Here is a 21053-nt window from a genome sequence, read left to right on the forward strand (position 1 = left end):
TATACAATCGCCCGGACCCAAACATGTGCGGCCGCCCTGTCACGGCCGCCTGCTTCGATGGCGATAACCATCCGCGACGTCGCGCGTGCGGCCAGCGTGTCGATCGGCACCGTCTCACGCGCACTGAAAAACCAGCCGGGCCTGTCCGAGGCCACACGCGTGCGCGTGGTCGAGGCCGCGCGCGAACTCGGCTATGACGCGGGCCAATTGCGTCCGCGCATCCGCCGTCTAACGTTTCTGCTGCACCGCCAGCACAACAACTTCGCCGTCAGCCCATTCTTTTCGCATGTCTTGCATGGCGTGGAAGACGCCTGCCGGGAGCGCGGAATCGTGCCGTCGGTGCTGACCGCCGGGCCCACCGAAGACGTCATCCAGCAGATGCGCCTGCATGCGCCCGACGCCGTAGCGATTGCCGGCTTCGTCGAACCGGAGACGCTTGCCACGCTCGTCGCGATGCAGCGTCCGCTCGTGCTGATCGATCTCTGGGCGCCCGGTTTGCGTTCGGTGAATCTCGACAACGCGGCCGGCGCCGCGCTTGCGATGCGGCATCTGTTCGAACAGGGGCGCAAGCGGGTGGCGTTCATCGGCGGATCGCTCGCGCACTTCAGCATCGCGCAGCGCGCACTCGGTTATCGGCGTGCATTTTTCGAAGCGGGACTTCTATTCGACCCGTCGCTCGAAGTCACGATCGACGCCGGACTCGATCCCGACAGCGGCGCGGCCCGGGCGATGCAGCAACTCCTCGATGCGCCCGGCCCACGCCCCGACGCCGTGTTCGCCTACAACGACGCCGCCGCGCTCGCGGCGCTGCGCGCCTGTTTCGCGCGCGGTGTGCGCGTGCCGGAGGACATCGCCATTATCGGCTTCGACGACATTCCCGCCGCCGCTCACGCCACGCCGCCGCTGTCCACCATTGCGGTCGACAAGGAAGCGCTCGGCCGCCGCGGCGTGGAGTTGCTGCTCGAAGACGCGCCGGCCGAAACAGAAGTCCGCGTGCCCGTTCATCTCATTGCCCGTGCCAGTACTTTGGTGAAAACGCCATGACGCTATCCGCTACGCCTCCTTCCGCCAACGGCGCGCCTGCCGTGCCCGCCGTCGCCAGCTTTCGCAGCCGCGAGTTTCTGCTCTCCCATGTCGAGGACACGCTGCGCTTTTACGCGCCTAATGTGTTCGATTCGAGCGGCGGCTTTTTCCATTTCTTCCGCGACGACGGTTCCGTCTACGACAAAACCACGCGGCATCTGGTGAGCAGCTGCCGCTACGTCTTCAACTACGCGATGGCGTATCGGCAGTTCGGCGACCCGAAACATCTGGAATACGCGCGCCACGGCCTGCAATTTCTGCGCGACGCGCATTGGGACGGGCAGCACGAAGGTTACGACTGGGAAATCGAATGGAGCGACGGCAGGAAGCGCACGCTCGACGCCACGCGCCACTGCTACGGCCTCGCGTTCGTGCTGCTCGCGTACTCGCATGCGGCGATGGCCGGCATCGAGGAAGCCAAGCCGATGATCGGCGCGACATTCGAGTTGATGGAGCATCGCTTCTGGGACGCCGCCGCCGGTCTCTACGCCGACGAGGCATCGCCCGAATGGCGTGTGAGTTCGTATCGCGGGCAAAACGCGAACATGCACACCACCGAGGCCTTGCTCGCCGCGCACGAAGCGACCGGCCATCTCGTGTATCTGGACCGCGCCGAGCGCGTGGCGTCGAACATCACGCTGCGTCAGGCAAAGCTGTCGCAAGGGCTCGTGTGGGAGCACTTTCACGCGGACTGGTCGGTCGACTGGCACTACAACGAGGAAGACAGCTCGAACATTTTCCGTCCGTGGGGTTTCCAGCCCGGTCATCAAACGGAATGGGCGAAGCTGCTGCTGATTCTGGAGCGCTATCGGCCGCTGCCCTGGCTTTTGCCGCGCGCAATCGAACTGTTCGACGCGGCGATGACGCACGCATGGGACGAAGACCATGGCGGCCTGTATTACGGCTTCGGCCCCGACGGCACTGTGTGCGACCACGACAAATACTTCTGGGTCCAGGCGGAAACTTTCGCGACCGCCGCGCTGCTCGGCAAGCGCACCGGCAACGAGCGCTTCTGGGACTGGTACGACGAGATCTGGCGCTATAGCTGGGCGCACTTCGTCGATCACAAATACGGCGCGTGGTATCGCATCCTCACCTGCGACAACCGCAAGTACAGCGACGAAAAGAGTCCGGCCGGCAAGACCGACTATCACACCATGGGCGCATGCTACGAGGTGCTGACGCATGCGCTGGCCGACGGCTCAACCGCCGCGGCCGTCTCCACGGAGCACGCAAAATGAGCCACGTGTCCAACGAACTGCCCGTCTTCGTTTCGGCGGGCGATATCCTCACCGATCTCGTGCGCACGGGCGCCTCGCAATGGCTTTCGCGTCCGGGCGGCGCGGGCTGGAACGTGGCGCGTTGCGTGGCTCGGCTCGGCTTGCCGACCGCCTGCGCGGGCTCGCTCGGCGTCGACAATTTCTCCGACGAACTGTGGGACGCGAGCGTCGCGGCGGGGCTCGACATGCGCTTCATGCAGCGCGTGGAGCGCCCGCCTTTGCTCGCGATCGTTCATCGCACGCATCCGCCTGCTTACTTTTTCATGGGCGAAAACGGCGCCGATCTCGCCTTCGATCCCGCGCATCTGCCGGCAGGCTGGATGCAGCAGGTGAAGTGGGCGCACTTCGGCTGCATCAGCCTCGTGCGGCAACCGCTCGGCGACACGCTCGCCGCGTTGGCCGCCGAACTGCGCTCGCGCGGCGTGAAGATCAGTTTCGACCCGAACTACCGGAATCTGATGGAGCACGGGTACGAGCCCACGCTACGCAAAATGGCGGCGCTCGCCGACCTCATCAAGGTATCGGACGAGGACCTGCGCCTGCTCTTCAAGACCGACGACGAAGCGCATGCGCTTGCCCAGTTGCGCGCGATGAATCCGGCCGCCACCGTACTCGTCACCCGTGGACCGGAAACGGCTCTGCTGATCGACGGCGCGGCGACTTTCGAGGCGCGACCGCCGCGCGTCGAGGTCGTGGATACGGTCGGCGCCGGCGATGCGTCCATCGGCGGCTTGCTGTTCAGTCTGATGACCGCTTCGCAGCGCGCGTGGCCGGAGCATCTGGCGTTCGCATTGGCGGCCGGCGCGGCAGCCTGCCGGCACGCGGGCGCGCATGCGCCGTCGCTCGATGAAGTCGTCGCGCTGCTGTAACGCGCGGGCGTTATCTTTCCGGTTGGACAGGCGCGCGTCGTCGCGAGGCGCCGCGCCACGGGGCTTCAGCCGAAGCGCCATTGCCGTGCTAGGATGAAATCACCAGAACCTTTGGAACAAGGAGCGACGCCATGGAGGACATCACCTACACCAAAGGCATCTACACGGCCACTGCAACGGTGAGAGAGGTCGGCGCGGACACCTGGCAGGGCGTAGTCACACTCGCGCGCGACGAAGGCGAGGCGAGCCAGGACCAGGAAACCACGGTCTATGAAGTCGAAGCTACCTCGTCCACACCGGGCGAGGCGCTGGAAGAAGCGAAGGCGCTCGCTCATCGCATACTCGGGGAAATCGAACTCTAGGCAGACCGGCGCGGCGCATCTTGCGGCGCGCCACCTGAACGCAATGGTCGGAGGCGATCATGGTTGAGCAGCTCTTCCTCTACGGCGTGTACTCGATTCACGTCCGCCCAATCGAACTCAGCGGCGCGCGCTGGGACTCGGAATACGAAATCAGGCATCGGGAGAAAGCGGTCAAACCGTGGACGACCATCGGCGGCGACAACGGTTACGCCGACGAAGCACAAGCCATCGCTGCGGCACACCAGCAAGCCGTCGACGACATCGAGCACGGCGCAGGCATTCCGAAGCCGCGAGCATTTCCTTAAAGCAGAGCCCAGGTCGTCCGTGCCGGCGTTAGCGCTTGCGTCACCGCTAGCAGGCATCGCACACAGCATTTGAACGCGGCATTCACGCGATTCCAAATGCTGCGGAAGCGCCCCGCCGCACCGCCACGGCGTAGAAAACGCACGCCATCTTTCGCTCCAGTTCGACGCGCTGAAGATCGCGCTCCGCGAGCGAGGCCGCGTGCTACGCTTGCGCCGTTTTCATCTCCACGAGTACGCGATGGCTACTGAACCGTCGGACCGTTTTGCCCGCATCGGACGCGAGAAAGTCAGCGCAGAAAATAGCCCTTCGCGCGGCAGCCGCGAACTTCGCCTGGACGACCGCGTGGTGATCGCGCACGGCATGCCGACGCGATTCTGGCAGGACCTTTATCACCGCGCGCTGGTGGTGCGCTGGCCGATGTTTTTCGTCAGCCTCGCGGTGATCTTCCTGTTGCTGAACACCACATTCGCCGCGCTCTATATGCTCGGCAACGCGTCTATTGCCAACCAGTATCCGCCGGGCTTCGGCGGCGCGTTTTTCTTCAGCGTCGAAACGCTGGCCACGGTCGGTTATGGCGACATGCATCCGCAAACGGTGTACGCGCACTGGATCGCGACGCTCGAAATTTTCGTGGGTATGTCGAGCATTGCGTTGGCAACGGGTCTGATTTTCGCGCGCTTCTCGCGTCCGCACGCGAAGATCATGTTCGCCCGCTACGCGATCATCCGGCCGCTCGACGGTCACATGACCTTGATGGTCCGCTCGGCCAACGGGCGCCAGAACGTGATCGCCGAAGCACATGCAAGGCTGCGCATTATGCGTCGCGAAACGACTCCAGAAGGTTATACGTTGCGCAAGCTTTACGACCTCACACTCGTGCGCGATCAGCATCCGGTCTTCAAGCTCGGCTGGAGCATCATGCATGTGATCGACGAAACAAGTCCGCTTTTCGGCGAGACCGCCGAGACGCTAAAAGCAAGCGACACGTCGCTGCTGCTCACGCTGGAAGGCGTCGACGAATCGACGTCGCAGACCATGCAGGCACGCCACATGTGGACATGCGATCAGATCTACTGGCAGCACCGTTTTGTCGACATCATGAGCGAACGGGACGGCGTGAGCCATATCGACTATTCGCATTTTGACGAGATCGTGCCGCTGGATGAAGCGCCTGTTGCGACGGGTGTTCGTTCATAAAAACAGCGTATCTGTTAAAAATATAAAAACCGAAAAAGAGATAAGCATTTCGGAATCCTTTCGCTAGATTTTCAGATTCATACTGTCTATGCTGCGCGGCTTCGTTGCCCAAGAACGCCGCCATGCAGCATCGCCGTAAAGCCACTTTCGCCGCCGCTTCACTCGCCCTCTACGGGCTGCCGTCGTTCGCCCAAAGCAACGCATCGCTGATCAACGTCCTGCCGGGCAACGACACGCAGCGCGCACAACAGCAACGGCTTGAAGCCAATGCGACGAATGGCTCGCTCGGCAACGCGCTGAACGAGGACGCGCCGCGCGCGACGAGCGTCGATCTCGCGCATCTGCCGGTGCAGTCGCCTTGCTTCGAAATCGAAAAAATCCGGATTACGAACAATCCGCTCGATTCGCTCGACCGTCTCGTCGAGCCGGTCAAGGGTCAGTGTGTCGGCGCGGACGGTCTGAAGATCGTGCAGGACAGCGTCGCCAATAAACTGATCGGCTATGGCTATGTGACCACGCGTGTCGCCGTGCCCGAGCAATCGCTCGCTTCCGGCACGCTCCAGCTCGACGTCGTGCCGGGCCGCGTCGGCGCGATACGCAGCGAGGGCGAAGCGATCGGCGACATCGCGCGTGCGTTGCCGTCCGGCGAGGGTACGCTCCTGAACCAGCGCGCGATCGACCAGGCGCTGGAAAACATCCGGCGTCTGCCATCGCAGGCGGATGCGCGATTCGACATCGCGCCGGGCATTGGCGCCGGCGAATCGGACCTCGTACTGCACGCCGGCACCGGGCGACGCTGGCGCATCGCGGCTGGCTACGACAATGCGGGCCAGACTGCCACCGGCAAGAACGAGCTGTTCGGCGCGCTGACTGTCGACTCGCCCTTATATCAATACGACCAGTTGCAGGTATCGGGTCTCACCAACGCCAACCGTGGCGCACCCGGCAAGGGAGAAAACCAGGCCGCCGCGTCGTACAGCGTGCCTTTCGGCTACGCGATGCTCACGATTGACGCTTATCGCGCGAGTTATCTGCAAACACAGGCGTTCGCCTCCGGCGCCGCGCAATTCACGGGCGAGCAGAAAGGCGCGGGCATCAAACTGTCAGGCGTCGTGCAGCGCGGCGCGAAGTCCCGCACGGAACTGCGGGCACGCTTTTACCGCGCGTTCAATCATCACTATGTGAACAACACGTGGATCGACGTGCAGGACCGCGACGTATACGGCTACGAAGTCGGCGCGTCGCATCGTCATTACATCGGACGCGCGCAGATAGACGCGTCGGTCGGCTGGCGCGACACGCTGCCGGGCATCTCGCGTCAGCCGGGCTACGTACTCGGCGACAGCGCGTTCAACGGCCGCGAGCAGATCGTCACCGCGTCGCTCAACGTGCTTGCGCCGTTTCGGGTCGGCAATCAACCGTTCTCGTACCAGTTTGGCTGGACCAGGCAGAACGCGCGCACCCGGGTTACCGCCCCTGACTACTTTACGATCGGTACTCGCTATGCCGTACGGGGCTTCGACCAGCAGGCAACGCTCGCGGCCGAAAACGGCTGGACCGTATCAAACGAACTCGACTGGTACGCGCCGACGTCCTACGGCGTGCAAGCCTTATACGCTGGGCTCGACGCCGGACGCGTACAAGGGCCGACGACGCGGTACCTGGCGGGTGACACCCTGGTAGGAATGGCGGTGGGCGCGAGAGGCAGCCTTGCGCCGAAGAATCGCCTGTCGGCGGGCGTCAACTACGACGTCTCCGTCGGCTGGCCGCTCTACAAGCCGAAGGCTTTTCCGAGCGGCTCGCCCACCGTACTCGTACAAATCAGCGCGCTGATCTGAACAAGGCTTCCTATTTGTTAGTTGTACTTTTGTTAATGTAGAGGAAACAACAATGCAGAAAATTCACCCTCGTCTGATGGACGGCAACAACCGGAACTTGTGGTTTGCCGCACGCGCCAGCGCGTTCGCGGCGTTGTGCACATTCGGCATGCAACCGCTCGTCGCGAGCGCGCAAGCCAATCTCGCCATAACCGTCGACTCGAGCGCCGCGTCGCGCCCGACTTTCGGCACGTCCGGCAACGGCACGCAGGTCGTCAACATCGTCGCGCCCAATGCGGCCGGCGTGTCGAACAACCGCTTCACGCAGTACAACGTCGGAACCGGCGGCGTGATCATCAATAACGCGACGCAAGCCGCGCAGACGCAGATCGGCGGCGCGGTGCAGGCCAACGCCGCGCTCGGTCAGAAAGGCGCGAGCGTCGTCCTGATGCAGGTCACATCCGGCTCGCCGACGCAACTGCTCGGCACGACCGAAGTCGCCGGCAAGGGCGCCAACCTCGTGATCGCGAACCCGGCCGGCATCACCTGCTCGGGCTGCGGCTTTCTCAACGCGCCGCGGGTCACGCTTGCGACCGGCACGCCGACGCTGAAAGACGACGGCTCGCTGGGCACGCTCGACGTCAAGCAGGGCACCATTGCCGTCGACGGCAATGGCCTGAGCGGGTCGGCAAGCGCGGTCGATTTGATTGCACGCGCGATGACCATCAACGGCAAGGTGCAAGGCAAGACGATCGACGCAATTGCAGGCGCGAATCGCGTCGACTACGCGTCCAAATCGGCAGCCGCGCAAGCGGGCACGGGCGCCGCGCCGCAAGTGGCAATCGACGTGCAATCGCTCGGCAGCATGTATGGCGACGGCGCCGTGCGTCTGATCGGCACCGAAGCGGGTGTCGGCGTGCGCGACAACGGCGCGCTGAACTCGCTGACCGGCAGCGTGAGCGTGGGGGCCAATGGCGACGTGACGATCGGCGCGCCCGCCAGTATCAAGGCGGCAACCGACGTCAACGTGAACGGCGCGAATCTGACGAACAACGGCTCGATCGCAGCTGCGCGCACGCTCAATGCTTCGGCGATGCAGGCGCTGACCAACAGCGGCACGTTGACGGCCGACAGCATGTCGGTGAACGCGCGCGGCACGCTATCGAACACCGGCAAGATCTCGGGAGCAGGCGTGCGTCTGGGCGGCGATCAGTCGCTCGTCAACACCGGCACCGTAGAAGCCACGCAAGACGCAACGCTCGCCGGCGACCGCCTGACGCTTTCGGGCGGCAGTGTGAAAGGCGACACGGTGACGCTGCAAGGCGGCACGGTCATGAATCAGGGCGTCACGGTGAGCGCCGCGAAGTCTCTCAACGTGAGCGCGACCCGCTTTGACAACACCGGCACGCTGACTTCCACGGGCGCGGTCAGCGTCAACGCGTCAGACACGTTCACGAACCAGGCGAACGGCAAGCTGACCGGCCAGACGGTGCAGTTCGGCGGCGTGAACGCGACGAACGCCGGCTCGGTTACGGCAACGCAATCCATCAACGGCAACGCCATGCAGACGCTCGACAATCAGGGCACGCTCAGCGCCGAGCGCGTCAGCCTGACCACGCGTGGCACGTTGTCAAACAGCGGCAAGATTGCGGGCAGCGGCGTGAGCATGAACGCGGACCAGTCGCTGACCAATAAGGGCATCGTCGAGGCGTCGATGGAAGGAATGCTCGCGGGCAACCAGGTAACGCTCTCAGGCGGCAGCGTAAGCGGCGGCACGGTGACGCTGCAAGGCGGCACCATCGCCAACCAGGGCACGACTGTCAGCGCCGGCCAGTTGCTCAATATCAACGCGACTCGCGTGGATAACTCGGGCACGCTGAATTCCGGCGGCGACACGCGCGTTAATGCCATGGACACGTTCTCGAACGCGAACGGCACGGTGAGCGCGCAGAACACGCTGCATGTCGGCGCAGGCACGCTGGACAATCGGGGCGCCAGTTTCAACGCCGGACAGATGCTCGACGTCAGCGCACAACAGGTGCTGAACGGCAACGGCCGCATGAAGTCGGCGGGCGCTTTGCGCTTTCAGTCGGGTTCGCTGGACAACACCGGCGGCGCGATCTCGGCGCAGCGCGAGGCGGTCATCAACGTCGATGGGAAACTGACCAACGACAATGGGGCGATCACGTCGAGCACCACGCTGAGCGGCACGGCTGGCTCCCTGTCGAACGTCGGCGGCACGATTTCGGCACCGGTCTCGGCAGACATTCGCGTTGCGGGCGGCGGCAATAACGGTGGCTACGTGCCGCCGGTCGAGCCGACGCCGCAGCCGCAGCCGCAACCGCAACCGCAACCGTCGAGCTTCGTTCCGCCTCCGGGCTACGTGCGCATCTCGCTCGACTCGCCGGACCTGCGCAAGTACAACGGCTTCTACGGCCCGGACGGCTACTTCTACGCGTTCGTCAACAATCCGGTCTAAGCCGCGCATCTGACTGGGCGTCGCCATGCGCTAACAAAGGCACGAGCGATTAACTCACGGACGGCGGCATGCAGCAATGCGTGCCGCCGCCCGACATGTTTCGACACCCCGTCAAAACATGCATCAGCGTGTCTGCCTGGATGCGTGCAGCACACCGCCCGACGCACCAGGGCATACCCGAATCCTCCGTTCGCGTGGCATATCTATCTCAAAAGAGGCTTAAAACCGGGCGCTCCTCGCGCTCATTCGCCGACGCGCAAGCAAAGTAGAAAAAATCCACTCCGATTGGCGCTAAAAAATAGAGTCTCTTTCGCTGCGGCCCCCACGTCTGCCCGAGGACGCGCGCCGAAGATACAAACAGCATCCATCACGTATGGGATTGGAGACTCACCTATGACCGCTCGCCTGCCCATCGACGGCACGCCCGCTCTTTCCGACTACAAGCTGTCCGACAACCTCACCGCGACGCGCGGCCGGATTTTCCTGACCGGCACCCAGGCGCTGGTGCGCCTCGCGCTCATGCAACGCTCGCTCGACCGCGCGCGCGGCATGAACACCGCGGGCTTCATCAGCGGCTATCGGGGTTCGCCGCTCGGCATGGTCGATCAGCAATTGTGGAAAGCGAAGAAACTGCTCAGCGCGAGCGATATTCGCTTTCTGCCCGCCATCAATGAAGAACTCGGCGGCACCGCCGTGCTCGGCACGCAGCGCGTGGAAGCGGACCCGGAGCGCACCGTCGAAGGCGTGTTCGCCATGTGGTACGGCAAGGGCCCCGGCGTGGATCGCGCGGGCGACGCGCTGAAGCATGGCAACGCGTACGGCTCGTCGCCGCACGGCGGCGTACTGGTCGTAGCCGGCGACGATCACGGCTGCGTGTCTTCGTCGATGCCGCATCAGAGCGACTTTGCGATGATGGCATGGCACATGCCGGTCGTGAATCCGTCGAACATTGCGGACATGCTCGAATTCGGGCTGTACGGCTGGGCGCTGTCGCGGTTTTCGGGCGCGTGGGTCGGCTACAAGGCGATCTCCGAAACAGTCGAATCCGGTTCGACGGTCGATCTGGATGCGCTGCGGACCGACTGGAGCGCGCCGGAGGATTTCGAAGCACCCTCGGGCGGCCTGCACAACCGCTGGCCCGATTTGCCGAGCCTCACCATCGAATCGCGCATGCACGCGAAGCTCGACGCCGTGCGTCACTTTGCCAAAACCAACAGCATCGACAAATGGATCGCGCCGAGCCCGCATGCGAACGTGGGCATCGTCACATGCGGCAAGGCGCATCTGGATCTGATGGAAACGTTGCGCCGCCTCGACCTGACCGTCGCCGATCTCGACGCGGCCGGTGTGCGCATCTACAAAGTCGGCCTGTCGTTCCCGCTGGAAATGACGCGCATCGACACGTTTGTCGAAGGGCTTTCCGAAGTGCTCGTGATCGAGGAGAAAGGCCCGGTCATCGAGCAGCAGATCAAGGACTATCTGTACAACCGCACGCAAGGCGCGCGGCCGGCCGTGATCGGCAAGCAGGCGCAAGACGGCAGCATGCTGCTCTCGTCGCTCGGCGAATTGCGGCCTTCGCGCATCTTGCCGGTGTTCGCCAACTGGCTCGCGAAGCACAAGCCGGCACTTGATCGCCGCGAACGTGTGGTCGATCTGGTCGCGCCGCAGATTCTCTCCAACGCCGCGGACAGCGTGAAGCGCACGCCGTATTTCTGCTCGGGCTGTCCGCACAACACGTCGACGAAAGTACCCGAAGGCTCGATTGCGCATGCAGGCATTGGCTGTCACTTCATGGCTTCGTGGATGGAGCGCGACACGACCGGCCTCATCCAGATGGGCGGAGAAGGCGTGGACTGGGCGTCGCATTCGATGTTCACGAAGACGCGCCACGTCTTCCAGAATCTCGGCGACGGTACGTACTTTCACTCCGGTATTCTCGCGATCCGTCAGGCGGTCGCGGCGAAAGCCACCATTACGTACAAGATTCTCTACAACGACGCCGTTGCGATGACCGGCGGCCAGCCGGTGGACGGAAGCATCTCCGTGCCGCAGATCGCGCGTCAGGTGGAAGCGGAAGGCGTATCGCGCTTCGTGGTGGTCAGCGACGAGCCGGAGAAATACGACGGCCATCACGATCTTTTCCCGAAGGGCACGACGTTCCATCACCGTAGCGAAATGGACACCGTGCAGCGCGAGTTGCGCGACACCGACGGCGTGACCGTGCTGATCTACGACCAGACGTGCGCCGCGGAAAAACGGCGCCGCCGCAAAAAGGGCGAATTCCCCGACCCCGACAAGCGCCTTTTCATCAACGAAGAAGTCTGCGAAGGCTGCGGCGATTGCGGCGTGCAGTCCAATTGCCTGTCGGTTGAACCAGTGGAAACAGCATTGGGGCGCAAGCGTCGCATCGATCAATCGTCGTGCAATAAAGACTACTCGTGCGTGAACGGTTTTTGCCCGAGCTTCGTGACCGTCGAAGGCGGCAAACTGAAAAAAGCCGCGGGCGCCGCGTTCGATCCGCAAGCATTGGCTGAACGCATCAACGCGTTGCGGCTGCCGGCCACGCAACTCGATGCCGCACCGTACGACATCCTGGTGACGGGCGTCGGCGGCACGGGCGTCGTGACGGTCGGCGCATTGATCAGCATGGCTGCGCATCTGGAAGGCAAGAGCGCGTCGGTGCTCGACTTCATGGGCTTTGCGCAAAAGGGCGGCTCGGTGTTGTCGTTCGTGCGCTTTGCCGCGCGCGACGAGTGGCTCAACCAGGTTCGCATCGACACGCAGCAAGCGGACGTGCTGCTCGCCTGCGACATGGTGGTCGGCGCGAGCGCCGATGCATTGCAGACGGTGCGTCATGGCCGCACGCGCATCGTCGTCAACACGCATGCCATTCCGAACGCGACGTTCGTGCAGAACCCGGACGCCACGCTGCATGCCGACGCGTTGGTCGACAAGATGCGCCATGCGGCCGGCGCCGAGCGCATGTCGACTTGCGACGCACAGGCGCTCGCCACGCGTTTTCTCGGCGACACCATCGGCGCTAACATTCTGATGCTCGGTTATGCGTGGCAGCTTGGTCTCGTGCCGGTGTCGTTCGGCGCGTTGATGCGCGCAATCGAACTGAACAACGTGGCCGTGCAGATGAATCAACTGGCGTTTTCCATCGGACGGCTTGCTGCAGAAGACCCGGCCGCGCTCGAATCGCTGTGGCAGGCGCGGCACGCCGCGAAGCAGACGGTGCGCGTCGATACGCTCGACGAACTGATTGCGCATCGCGAAGGCCGTCTGCAGATTTACGGCGGCGCAAGCTATGTGAAGCGCTATCGTGCGCTGGTCGATGCTGCGCGTCGCGCGGAAAGCGCGGTCGGCGCAAACAGTGAACGCGTAACGCGTGCGGTGGCTACGACGTTCTATCGTCTGCTGGCGGTAAAAGACGAATATGAAGTTGCCCGCCTGCATACCGATGGCGCGTTCCGCGAAGCACTCGAGGCGCAATTCGAAGGCGTGGCCGGCAAGGACTTCGGCATCAAGTTCAACCTCGCGCCGCCCGCACTCACGCGCGCGCATTCGGGTGCGAATCCGACGAAGAAAACCTTCGGCCAATGGATGTGGCCGGTCCTCGGCGTACTCGCCAAGGTGCGCGGCCTTCGCGGCACGATGCTCGACCCGTTTGGCCGCACGCTCGAGCGCAAAATGGAGCACGAACTCGCGGACGACTACGAAACCACGTTGCAACGAGCGCTCGCCAAGCTCGACGCCGATAATCTCGACGACGTCGCGAAGCTCGCCGATCTGCATGCCCGTGTGCGCGGTTATGGCCATGTGAAGCTCGCGAATCTCGCGGGCGTCAAACGGGGCGAGCGGGATCTCGTCGCGCGTCTGCAGATCGAAGCGGCGACGGGAGCGTCGGTTAAAAAATCGCTGGAGGAAGTGAAAGGCGCCGGGCAGTTGCGCGGCATTCCCGTGGTAGTGGCGAAGTAAGCGCTACGAGGCACCGGCCTTGCCGACGCCTACAACAAAGCCGCTCGTGCGCATGCACGCAGCGGCTTTTTTTTGCCTGGCGATTCAGCCCGCGCGCTAGCTTTTCGCCTCGGCATCCAGCAATGCCCTCACCTGAGCGACCTTTTCGCTATCGACCGGGGCGAGCCCGTTACCGCCGATGCGGACGCCCGACCCGAAGTGCACCGCTTCGACTCGCGTCCTGCTCACGAAGCCCGCAACCGCATCGACAGTCAAACCCGCGCCTGCCAGCACCGTGCAGCGCGATCCCGCCGCCTGGCGCGCCAGTTCGCGAATGGTCGCTTCGGCATCGAGCACCGAGGGCTTGCCGCCCGAGGTCAGCACATTCGTCACCGCATCGAAACCGAGCAGCACGTCTAGCGCTTTTTGCTGATCGCGAGCTTCGTCGAACGCACGATGGAAAGTGATCGCCAGATCACCGGCGGCGTCGATCGCACGCGCAAGTTGTTCGCGGTCGATCTCGCCGTTCGCGTTCAACATGCCGATCACCACACCGTTCGCGCCCGCCGCCTTCACCGCTTGCACGTCGCGCAGCATCACCGCGAAGTCGTCGGCGTCGTAGACGAAAGAACGGCTGTGAGGGCGCACGATCACGTTGACAGGAATGCTGACCGCATCGACCACCGCTTCCATCAAGCCGATGCTAGGCGTCAGGCCGCCCTCGCCCATCGCGGTCACGAGTTCGAGCCGGTCGGCGCCCGCTTGCGCGGCGAGACGTGCGTCGGCAACAGTAGTGGCAATGACTTCGAGTAGAACGGACATGAGCGCAGCCGGGTGTCGTTGAAAACGACATCATCGCAGAAGCGCTATTCGTCGATCCAGTCGATGTCGCCGCACAGCACGCAAGTCTGCGCCCCGACGCGCGTCGCCACCGACAACGTCACGCATGGCAACGCTTCGTTGATCGACAGATACGGACGCGTCACATGCACGCGCTCGGGCGAGTTGATTGCATCGCGAAAGTACGGACGACGCAGCCAGTTCGCCCCTTGCGCATCGGCAAGCGGCAGGAAGCGCGTTTCATGCGCCGCGCGATCGGCCCGCAGCACGACGTTGCGCCCCGCCTGCCGCCCTTTCGCGTCGAGCAGAAAGCAGCGCGCGGCGTGATCGAGCGCGAGAAAATTCCAGCACACTTCTTCGAGCGGCTCGCCGGCAGCAAGCCGCTCAGCCGCGCGTTCGAATGCGCGCAGATAGGGAGCGAGGCGGCTCGCGGTGCGGCGCTCGTGTGCTTCCGTCTGATCGCGATAACGTTCGGTTAGCTCGCCGATGCAGGTCGCCGCGTGCGTTGCGTCGGCCGCCCCCGGGTTCGGGCGTCCAAAGAAAAACCCTTGAACGAAGTCGGCGTTGCAGGCAAGCGCCATTTGCGCCTCGTGTTCCGTTTCCACGCCTTCGACAAGCACGAGCTTGCCCGCTTCATGCAGCAACGCGACGAGGCCCGGCAGAATCGTTCCCATGTCGGCCCGATGCGCCGCGTGCGACAGCATGATGCGATCGAGCTTCACAATGTCCGGATTCAATTGCCAGATGCGCTCGACGTTCGAATGTCCCGCGCCGAAATCGTCGAGTGCGATCAGGAAGCCGCGCTCGCGGAACTGGCGCACGGCATCCGCGAGACGCTCCAGATCTTCAGCGCGCTGCTCGAGCACTTCGAGCACGATGCGCCTTGGAGACAAGCCGAGGCGCTTGAGCGTAGCGAGTAATGCAGCGGACAGATACGGATCGGTGAGCGCGCCGGGGTGCACGTTGAGGAACAGCCACTCGCGTTCGGCGCCTAGCACCTTGAAGTTTTCCAGATGCAGCGTCTGCGCGAGACGGTCCAGCTGCAACACATCGCCCACGCGCGCCGCCTCGCCGAATACGTCGAGCGGCGAAACCGGCCGGTCGAGCATGTCGTGCGCGCGCAGCAAGCCTTCATAGCCGACCGCCCGCATATGCGACAGACTGAAGATGGGTTGAAACACGCTCGTGAGCGTCAGCTCGCCGTGCTGCACCGAGAAGCGCTCCAGGCCGGACGTCATTTCGACGTCGAAACCGTGGCGCGCGCTGGCCGTCCTTTCCTGTTGCGCAATCGTCATGCAATCCTCTCACGCGAGAGCCGGGCCGGTCGAACGCGGGTGCGAACAACCCACGGCGCCATTGCTCCAAAATGTGCGTCATCGATATGGCTTAAGCAAGCTCCATGCGCGCGTTCGCGCACATAGCCATGTAACTCGCGTGAAAGATTGCACCGGCGGTATGGCACGTGCGCCACGGCAGGGCGCGGACGCACCTTTAGCGTGCAGCGACGATCAGCTGATCTTGCGGAGCGCCAGGCGACCCTCGTGGATCGCTAAGCACGCCGCGCGGCGCGGTCACGCTGCGCAGGTCAAACTCACAAGCTAAACTCGCGGTCTACATCTGGCGCTCGCGCTGCGCCGCGCGGCGCACGCCGACGCGCCATATGCCGCTTGCGCGCCGGCCTTGCGAGGTGCGACGCGCCGGCGCACAAACCTTTGTCCGCCTCTCCGTTATCTTCCCAAGTCTCGTACCGATGGAAATTGTCTTCACCGTATTGATTCTTCTGCTTGCCGTGGCCGGGTCGGGTGTCGTGACCCGCCTCGCGCCATTGCCGTTGCCGCTGGTTCAGATCGCAATCGGCGCGATGCTCGCCTGGCCGAAGCTCGGATTGCACGTCACGTTCGATCCGGAAATCTTCATGATGCTGTTCATTCCGCCGCTGCTGTTCGCGGACGGTTGGCGCATTCCGAAGCGCGAATTTTTCATGGCGCGCCGCTCGATCCTGATGCTCGCGCTCGGCCTTGTGTTCATGACGGTGCTCGCCGTCGGCTACTTCGTGCATGCGCTGGTACCGTCGATGTCGCTGCCCGTCGCGTTCGCACTTGCCGCCGTGTTGTCGCCGACCGATGCGGTCGCACTCTCCGGCATCGCGGGCAAGGGCAAAATTCCAGGCAGGCTGATGCACATCCTGGAAGGTGAGGCGTTGATGAACGACGCCTCCGGCCTCGTCGCGCTGAAGTTTGCGATTGCCGCTGCGCTCACCGGTGTCTTTTCATTGCGCGACGCGTCGATCAGCTTCGTGATCATCGCGGCGGGCGGTCTCGCGACGGGCGCAGCGGTGAGCTGGCTCTTCAGCTTTATCGCGGTGCGCTTTCTGAATCTCGCCGAAGAAGGCGACCCTGCGCCCGGCGTCATCATGACGTTGCTGATTCCATTCGCCGCATACCTGATCGCAGAACGCCTTGAACTGTCGGGAATTCTCGCAGCGGTCGCGGCCGGCATGATGATGAACTACACGACGCTTGCGACGTCCGGGCCGGTGGCATCGCGAGTGCGCGCGAGCAGTACGTGGACCATGATCGAGTTCGTCTTCAACGGGATGGTGTTCATTCTGCTGGGGCTTCAGTTCCCGCACATCCTCGGACGCGCGCTGCTCGATGCGCATGAAACGAGCAACGCGCAAGTCGGGCTCCTGATCGGCTACATCGCGGCCGTTGCAGCGGCGCTCTACACGATGCGCTTTGTGTGGGTCTGGTTGCTGCGCTGGTTCGCGAGCCGCGGCGCGGCGCGCCAGGGCGTCGCGAACGCGGTGCCGGGATTGCGCACGGTGGGGGTCACGACGGTCGCGGGCGTGCGCGGCGCCGTGACATTGGCAGGCGTGTTGTCGCTGCCGGAGATGCTGCCGGACGGCGCACCGTTGCCGGGGCGTGACCTCGCGATATTCATCGCATCGGGCGTGATCCTGTTGTCGCTGCTCGTCGCTGTCTTCGCGTTACCGCTGCTATTGCGCGGATGGCGTCGCGGTAAAGACCCACATGCTGCGGAAGAAGCGCTTGCACGTGTGATGGCCGCGCAAGCCGCCATTCGTGCCGTTGACGACGTGCATGACAAGGAGTGCGCGAACCTCGACGAATCCGCCTCGGCATATGCGGCCGATGTCACCGCGCGCGTGATGGACATTTATCGTCGCAGGCTCGCCGCACTTGGCGAGGAGCGGGAACCGCGCGAGATGGCACGGCGCGCCGACGCATTGGAATTTCGCATGAAGCTCTCGGCGATGCGCGCGGAGCGTCAGGTGCTTCTCAGCTTGCGCAGCAGTCAGGCGATCAACGACGAGACGTTCAACAAGCTCATGCGCGAAGTGGATCTGTCGGAGACGGCGCTGACCGCGCGCAGGAAGTGAGCCGGCTACTGCACGAGTTGCGGCGGCGTCCCTCGCCTGAAGGTACGCGCGCCGCCGCGAAAACCGTCAGGCGACCGGGCCTTCCGCCGACTTCCTTCTGAGCAGCGCGTAAAGAATGATCGCGCCGAAAGTCGCGGTGCCGATGCCGCCAAGACCGAAGCCGCCAAGCTTCAGCGAGAAGTCGCCTGCGCCGAGTACCAGCGTGACAGCTGCCACGATCAGATTGCGGTTGTCCGAGAAGTCGACTTTGTTGACGACCCAGATGCGCGCGCCCGTCACCGCGATAAGACCGAACACCACAATCGAAACGCCGCCGAGCACGGGACCCGGAATGGTCTGGATGACCGCGCCGAACTTCGGCGAAAAGCCCAGCACCAGCGCAATCAGCGCGGCAATGACGAACACCAGCGTCGAATAGATTTTGGTCACCGCCATGACGCCGATGTTTTCAGCGTACGTCGTCACGCCCGTGCCGCCGGCGAAACCCGAGACGACTGTCGCGAGCCCGTCGCCGAGAAATGCGCGGCCGATATAGCGGTCGAGGTTCTGCCCCGTCATTGCACTTACCGCCTTGATATGGCCAAGGTTTTCAGCGACGAGAATCACCGCGATCGGCGCGAGCAACGTCATGGCCCGCATATCGAACACAGGCGCCGTGAAGTGCGGCATACCGAACCACGCAGCGTTGGCCACGATCGAAAAGTCGATGGGCTTGCCCATGCCGAGGCCGTTCGTCACGATTGCGTAGATCACATACGCCATCAGCAAGCCGACCAGAATCAGCAGACGCTGCAACATGCCGCGCCCAAACACGGCAACGGCGCCGACGCACAGCACGGTGACCAGCGCCATCCACGAATCGAAGTTGCTGCCGCTCACGCCGCGCACCGCGATAGGTGCGAGATTCAGACCGATCACGCAGACGATCGCACCGGTCACGACCGGCGGCATCAGCGTTTCGATCCAGCGCGTGCCGACCGCCGACACGATCAGCCCGATGATCGCGTACACCACGCCGCACGCGATGATGCCGCCCAGCGCGAGCGGAATGTTCATATTCGGCCCGTGGCCACCGTAGCCCGTGACTGCAATCACGAGACCGATGAACGCAAAGCTCGAACCGAGATAGCTCGGTACGCGGCCTCCGACCAGCACGAAGAACAACAGCGTGCCGATGCCCGACATGAAGATGCAGAGGTTCGGATCGAAGCCCATCAGCAACGGCGCGAGCACCGTCGAGCCGAACATGGCGACGACGTGCTGAATGCCCATCGCGAACATCTGCGGCCACGCGAGACGCTCGTCGGTGCCGACGATGCGCCCCTCGACGGCGTCTGGCTGTGCGCGCCAGCGGGGGAAATAGGAATCGGCCATCGCGGGGGTTCTCCTCTAGTCGGCGTTTTTCATGACGACGGCGCAAAAAACAAACGCCGTGCGGGAATTACGCGCGAGTGTACGGAGTGCCATTGGAGGTGGCAAGCGTGAACAAGATGGCGTGCAGTCGGTTGAAACGGCACAGCGCGCGATGACGTGAATCCGGTCACCCCCGCGTCGCTTCGAGCGAAAACACAGTCACCGCTTGCTGCAGTTGTCTCGCCTGATCCGCCATCGACGAGGCCGCTGCCGCGGCCTGCTCGACGAGTGCGGCGTTCTGCTGGGTCACGTCGTCCATTTGTGCGACGGCGCGGTTCACGCCCTCGATGTCCGTGCTTTGCTCCTGCGACGCCGACGAAATCTCGCCCATCAGGTCCGTCACGCGTTTGATCGCCTGAGTCACTTCAGCCATCGTCTGGCCGGCCCGCTCTGCGAGTTCCGCGCCGCTGCCCACGCGTGCCGTCGAGCTTTCGATCAGTTCCTTGATCTCTTTCGCCGACACCGCGCTGCGCTGGGCGAGCGAGCGCACTTCGCCCGCGACGACCGCGAAGCCGCGCCCCTGTTCGCCGGCGCGTGCCGCTTCGACCGCTGCGTTGAGCGCCAGAATGTTGGTCTGAAACGCGATGCCTTCGATCACCGCGATGATATCGGTCATGCGTTTGGAGCCGGCCGCCAGTTCGCGCATCGTTTCCACGACATCGTCCACAAGACCGCTGCTGCGCGCGGCCACTTCGGATGCACCTTGCGCGACGCCGCCCGCCTGCTGCGCGTTTTCGGCGTTCTGCTTCACCGTCGAAGTTAGTTGCTGCATGCTCGACGCCGTTTGCTGCAAGGCTGCAGCCTGTTCTTCAGTGCGCTGCGAGAGGTCGGTGTTGCCTTGTGCAATCTCGCCTGACGCGGTCAGAATGGATTCACTCGATTCGCTGATGCCCGACACGATCGTGGCGAGCCGCTCACGCATGTTGCGCAGCGCGTAGAGCATGCTGTGCGTGTCGCCGGCGCGGGTCTCGACGCGCACGCTGAGATCGCCGTCGGCGATACGATTGGCGAGTTGCATCGCGTAGTCCGGCTCGCCGCCCAACTGACGCGACAGGCGCCGCGCGATCATTGCAGCAAGCAGGCCGCCCGCGGCGATCGCACCCAGCACCAGCGCGACCATCGCAACGCGCATGCGCTGATATTCGCTGGCTGCTTCCGCCTGCGCGTCGTTGCCTTGCTGACGGCGATAGTCGATCAACGCCGTGATGCGATCGCGCAATGCCTCGCTCGACGCAATCGCGCGGCGCACGAGTTCGTCGTTGTCGACGCCGGCAGGAATCGGCGCGAGGCCGACCTGCTGATGCACGATAGCTTCCCACTCCGCCGACTTGCCCAGCACGTCGTCGAACATCTGGCGGCCTTTTGCGGTGACGATAGTCGCGCGGTATTGATCGTAGCCCTGATGCATCAGCTTGAGCGAGCCGACGATGCTGTCCTTCAGCTTCTGGCGCCCCGCATCGTCTTTCACGTAGCCGAGATTTGCGGCGGCGAGGTCGGCGTCGATCTTGTGGCGGTTCGCCTCTTCCAGCCAGTAAAGGCCGTCCATGTATTTGTCGCAGATCGCATCGGTGATGTCATGCATCGACGACAGCGTTTTCAGCGAAGTGCCGCCAATCACCACGCAAAATCCAATCACAACGGCAAAGGCCAGCAGCAGTTTCCTGAACACGGTCATGCGGTCGAACCACTTCATTTGAACATCCTTCGGAAGTCACAACGGAATGCCCGCTGCTGCTCCGTCGCAAGCATGCGGCGACTCGTTGCGATGAGTCATGCATGCAGGACGTGGAGGCGCGGCAGCGCTCACCTTCCTTTTACGGCGCTGACGGCGTGGACCTGAAGCGATAAATGCCTGGAATAAGCGGGACAGGATAATGTAAGGAATGCCTGGCAGACGGAACCGTGATGAACACACATGCGTGCGTTTGAGATTCGTCCGATAGAAGCGTGTTCATTCGCCTCTTAGACTTCTCCTGCTGCGTGGACCTCATGTAGCGCATGCGATGTTGTTGTAACTCTCCGACTTTTCCGCTCACGCTCGAACGAG

Annotated in this window: 14 protein-coding genes; 10 read left to right on the plus strand and 4 right to left on the minus strand. The window is 63.6% G+C overall.

The window, feature by feature from the left end; genetic code table 11:
* Window positions 1-57: 57 nt before the first annotated feature.
* From SB753_RS20325 to SB753_RS20365, 9 genes are all read left to right on the plus strand, one after another.
* Window positions 58-1044, plus strand: coding sequence for a LacI family DNA-binding transcriptional regulator (locus tag SB753_RS20325; protein WP_020067155.1), 987 nt, complete (start codon window positions 58-60; stop codon window positions 1042-1044).
* A complete protein-coding gene (locus SB753_RS20330; RefSeq protein WP_087751691.1) occupies window positions 1041-2324 on the plus strand; it encodes an AGE family epimerase/isomerase in 1284 nt (427 codons plus the stop codon). Before SB753_RS20325 ends, SB753_RS20330 begins: the two co-directional genes overlap by 4 nt.
* Entirely contained in the window at window positions 2321-3232 is a 912-nt protein-coding gene (locus SB753_RS20335; protein WP_027776713.1) for a carbohydrate kinase family protein, read from the plus strand. The genes SB753_RS20330 and SB753_RS20335 overlap by 4 nt, the downstream gene beginning before the upstream one ends.
* A 131-nt stretch (window positions 3233-3363) precedes the next feature.
* Window positions 3364-3594 carry a hypothetical protein gene (locus tag SB753_RS20340; protein WP_020067158.1) on the plus strand — a complete coding sequence of 77 codons (231 nt, stop codon included), beginning with the start codon at window positions 3364-3366 and terminating at the stop codon, window positions 3592-3594.
* 59 nt (window positions 3595-3653) lie between these two features.
* Window positions 3654-3899, plus strand: coding sequence for a hypothetical protein (locus SB753_RS20345; protein ID WP_020067159.1), 246 nt, complete (start codon window positions 3654-3656; stop codon window positions 3897-3899).
* A gap of 238 nt (window positions 3900-4137) precedes the next feature.
* Entirely contained in the window at window positions 4138-5097 is a 960-nt protein-coding gene (locus SB753_RS20350) for an ion channel (RefSeq protein ID WP_087751693.1), read from the plus strand.
* A 122-nt stretch (window positions 5098-5219) separates the two neighbouring features.
* On the plus strand, window positions 5220-6935 hold the full coding sequence (locus tag SB753_RS20355; RefSeq protein WP_410801523.1) for a ShlB/FhaC/HecB family hemolysin secretion/activation protein: 1716 nt from the start codon (window positions 5220-5222) through the stop codon (window positions 6933-6935).
* 52 nt (window positions 6936-6987) lie between these two features.
* Window positions 6988-9393, plus strand: a complete 2406-nt coding sequence (locus SB753_RS20360) for a filamentous hemagglutinin N-terminal domain-containing protein (RefSeq protein WP_410801525.1) — start codon at window positions 6988-6990, stop codon at window positions 9391-9393.
* Window positions 9394-9786: 393 nt separating this feature from the next.
* A complete protein-coding gene (locus SB753_RS20365; RefSeq protein WP_410801527.1) occupies window positions 9787-13374 on the plus strand; it encodes an indolepyruvate ferredoxin oxidoreductase family protein in 3588 nt (1195 codons plus the stop codon).
* Window positions 13375-13470: 96 nt separating this feature from the next.
* Here the strand turns inward: SB753_RS20365 and SB753_RS20370 are convergent, their stop codons facing one another.
* Together SB753_RS20370 and SB753_RS20375 are read right to left on the minus strand one after the other, a co-directional pair.
* Complete coding sequence (locus SB753_RS20370) at window positions 13471-14175, minus strand: copper homeostasis protein CutC (RefSeq protein ID WP_410801529.1); 705 nt, start codon at window positions 14173-14175, stop codon at window positions 13471-13473.
* Between the two features lie 44 nt (window positions 14176-14219).
* Window positions 14220-15488: an EAL domain-containing protein gene (locus SB753_RS20375; protein WP_020067163.1), complete on the minus strand. Its 1269-nt coding sequence runs from the start codon at window positions 15486-15488 to the stop codon at window positions 14220-14222.
* A 455-nt stretch (window positions 15489-15943) separates the two neighbouring features.
* Here SB753_RS20375 and SB753_RS20380 point away from each other — a divergent pair, with 455 nt between their 5' ends.
* Entirely contained in the window at window positions 15944-17593 is a 1650-nt protein-coding gene (locus tag SB753_RS20380; protein ID WP_410801531.1) for a Na+/H+ antiporter, read from the plus strand.
* A gap of 66 nt (window positions 17594-17659) precedes the next feature.
* Here SB753_RS20380 and SB753_RS20385 read toward each other — a convergent pair whose 3' ends face one another.
* Both SB753_RS20385 and SB753_RS20390 read right to left on the minus strand, forming a co-directional pair.
* Entirely contained in the window at window positions 17660-18967 is a 1308-nt protein-coding gene (locus tag SB753_RS20385; RefSeq protein ID WP_410801533.1) for a solute carrier family 23 protein, read from the minus strand.
* Window positions 18968-19133: 166 nt separating this feature from the next.
* A complete protein-coding gene (locus SB753_RS20390; RefSeq protein ID WP_410801535.1) occupies window positions 19134-20699 on the minus strand; it encodes a methyl-accepting chemotaxis protein in 1566 nt (521 codons plus the stop codon).
* Window positions 20700-21053: the final 354 nt, after the last annotated feature.

The organism is Paraburkholderia sp. SIMBA_053, from assembly GCF_046534895.1.
GTDB classification, from domain to species: Bacteria; Pseudomonadota; Gammaproteobacteria; order Burkholderiales; family Burkholderiaceae; genus Paraburkholderia; species Paraburkholderia caledonica.

What these genes read in the sequence shown, in the direction of transcription:
- SB753_RS20340 (WP_020067158.1), top strand. Translation starts at nt 3,364, where the DNA reads ATGGAGGACATCACCTACACCAAAGGCATCTACACGGCCACTGCAACG.
- SB753_RS20365 (WP_410801527.1), top strand. Translation starts at nt 9,787, where the DNA reads ATGACCGCTCGCCTGCCCATCGACGGCACGCCCGCTCTTTCCGACTAC.
- SB753_RS20325 (WP_020067155.1), top strand. Translation starts at nt 58, where the DNA reads ATGGCGATAACCATCCGCGACGTCGCGCGTGCGGCCAGCGTGTCGATC.
- SB753_RS20345 (WP_020067159.1), top strand. Translation starts at nt 3,654, where the DNA reads ATGGTTGAGCAGCTCTTCCTCTACGGCGTGTACTCGATTCACGTCCGC.
- SB753_RS20360 (WP_410801525.1), top strand. Translation starts at nt 6,988, where the DNA reads ATGCAGAAAATTCACCCTCGTCTGATGGACGGCAACAACCGGAACTTG.
- SB753_RS20385 (WP_410801533.1), bottom strand. Translation starts at nt 18,967, where the DNA reads ATGGCCGATTCCTATTTCCCCCGCTGGCGCGCACAGCCAGACGCCGTC.
- SB753_RS20350 (WP_087751693.1), top strand. Translation starts at nt 4,138, where the DNA reads ATGGCTACTGAACCGTCGGACCGTTTTGCCCGCATCGGACGCGAGAAA.
- SB753_RS20380 (WP_410801531.1), top strand. Translation starts at nt 15,944, where the DNA reads ATGGAAATTGTCTTCACCGTATTGATTCTTCTGCTTGCCGTGGCCGGG.
- SB753_RS20330 (WP_087751691.1), top strand. Translation starts at nt 1,041, where the DNA reads ATGACGCTATCCGCTACGCCTCCTTCCGCCAACGGCGCGCCTGCCGTG.
- SB753_RS20335 (WP_027776713.1), top strand. Translation starts at nt 2,321, where the DNA reads ATGAGCCACGTGTCCAACGAACTGCCCGTCTTCGTTTCGGCGGGCGAT.
- SB753_RS20390 (WP_410801535.1), bottom strand. Translation starts at nt 20,699, where the DNA reads ATGAAGTGGTTCGACCGCATGACCGTGTTCAGGAAACTGCTGCTGGCC.
- SB753_RS20355 (WP_410801523.1), top strand. Translation starts at nt 5,220, where the DNA reads ATGCAGCATCGCCGTAAAGCCACTTTCGCCGCCGCTTCACTCGCCCTC.
- SB753_RS20370 (WP_410801529.1), bottom strand. Translation starts at nt 14,175, where the DNA reads ATGTCCGTTCTACTCGAAGTCATTGCCACTACTGTTGCCGACGCACGT.
- SB753_RS20375 (WP_020067163.1), bottom strand. Translation starts at nt 15,488, where the DNA reads ATGACGATTGCGCAACAGGAAAGGACGGCCAGCGCGCGCCACGGTTTC.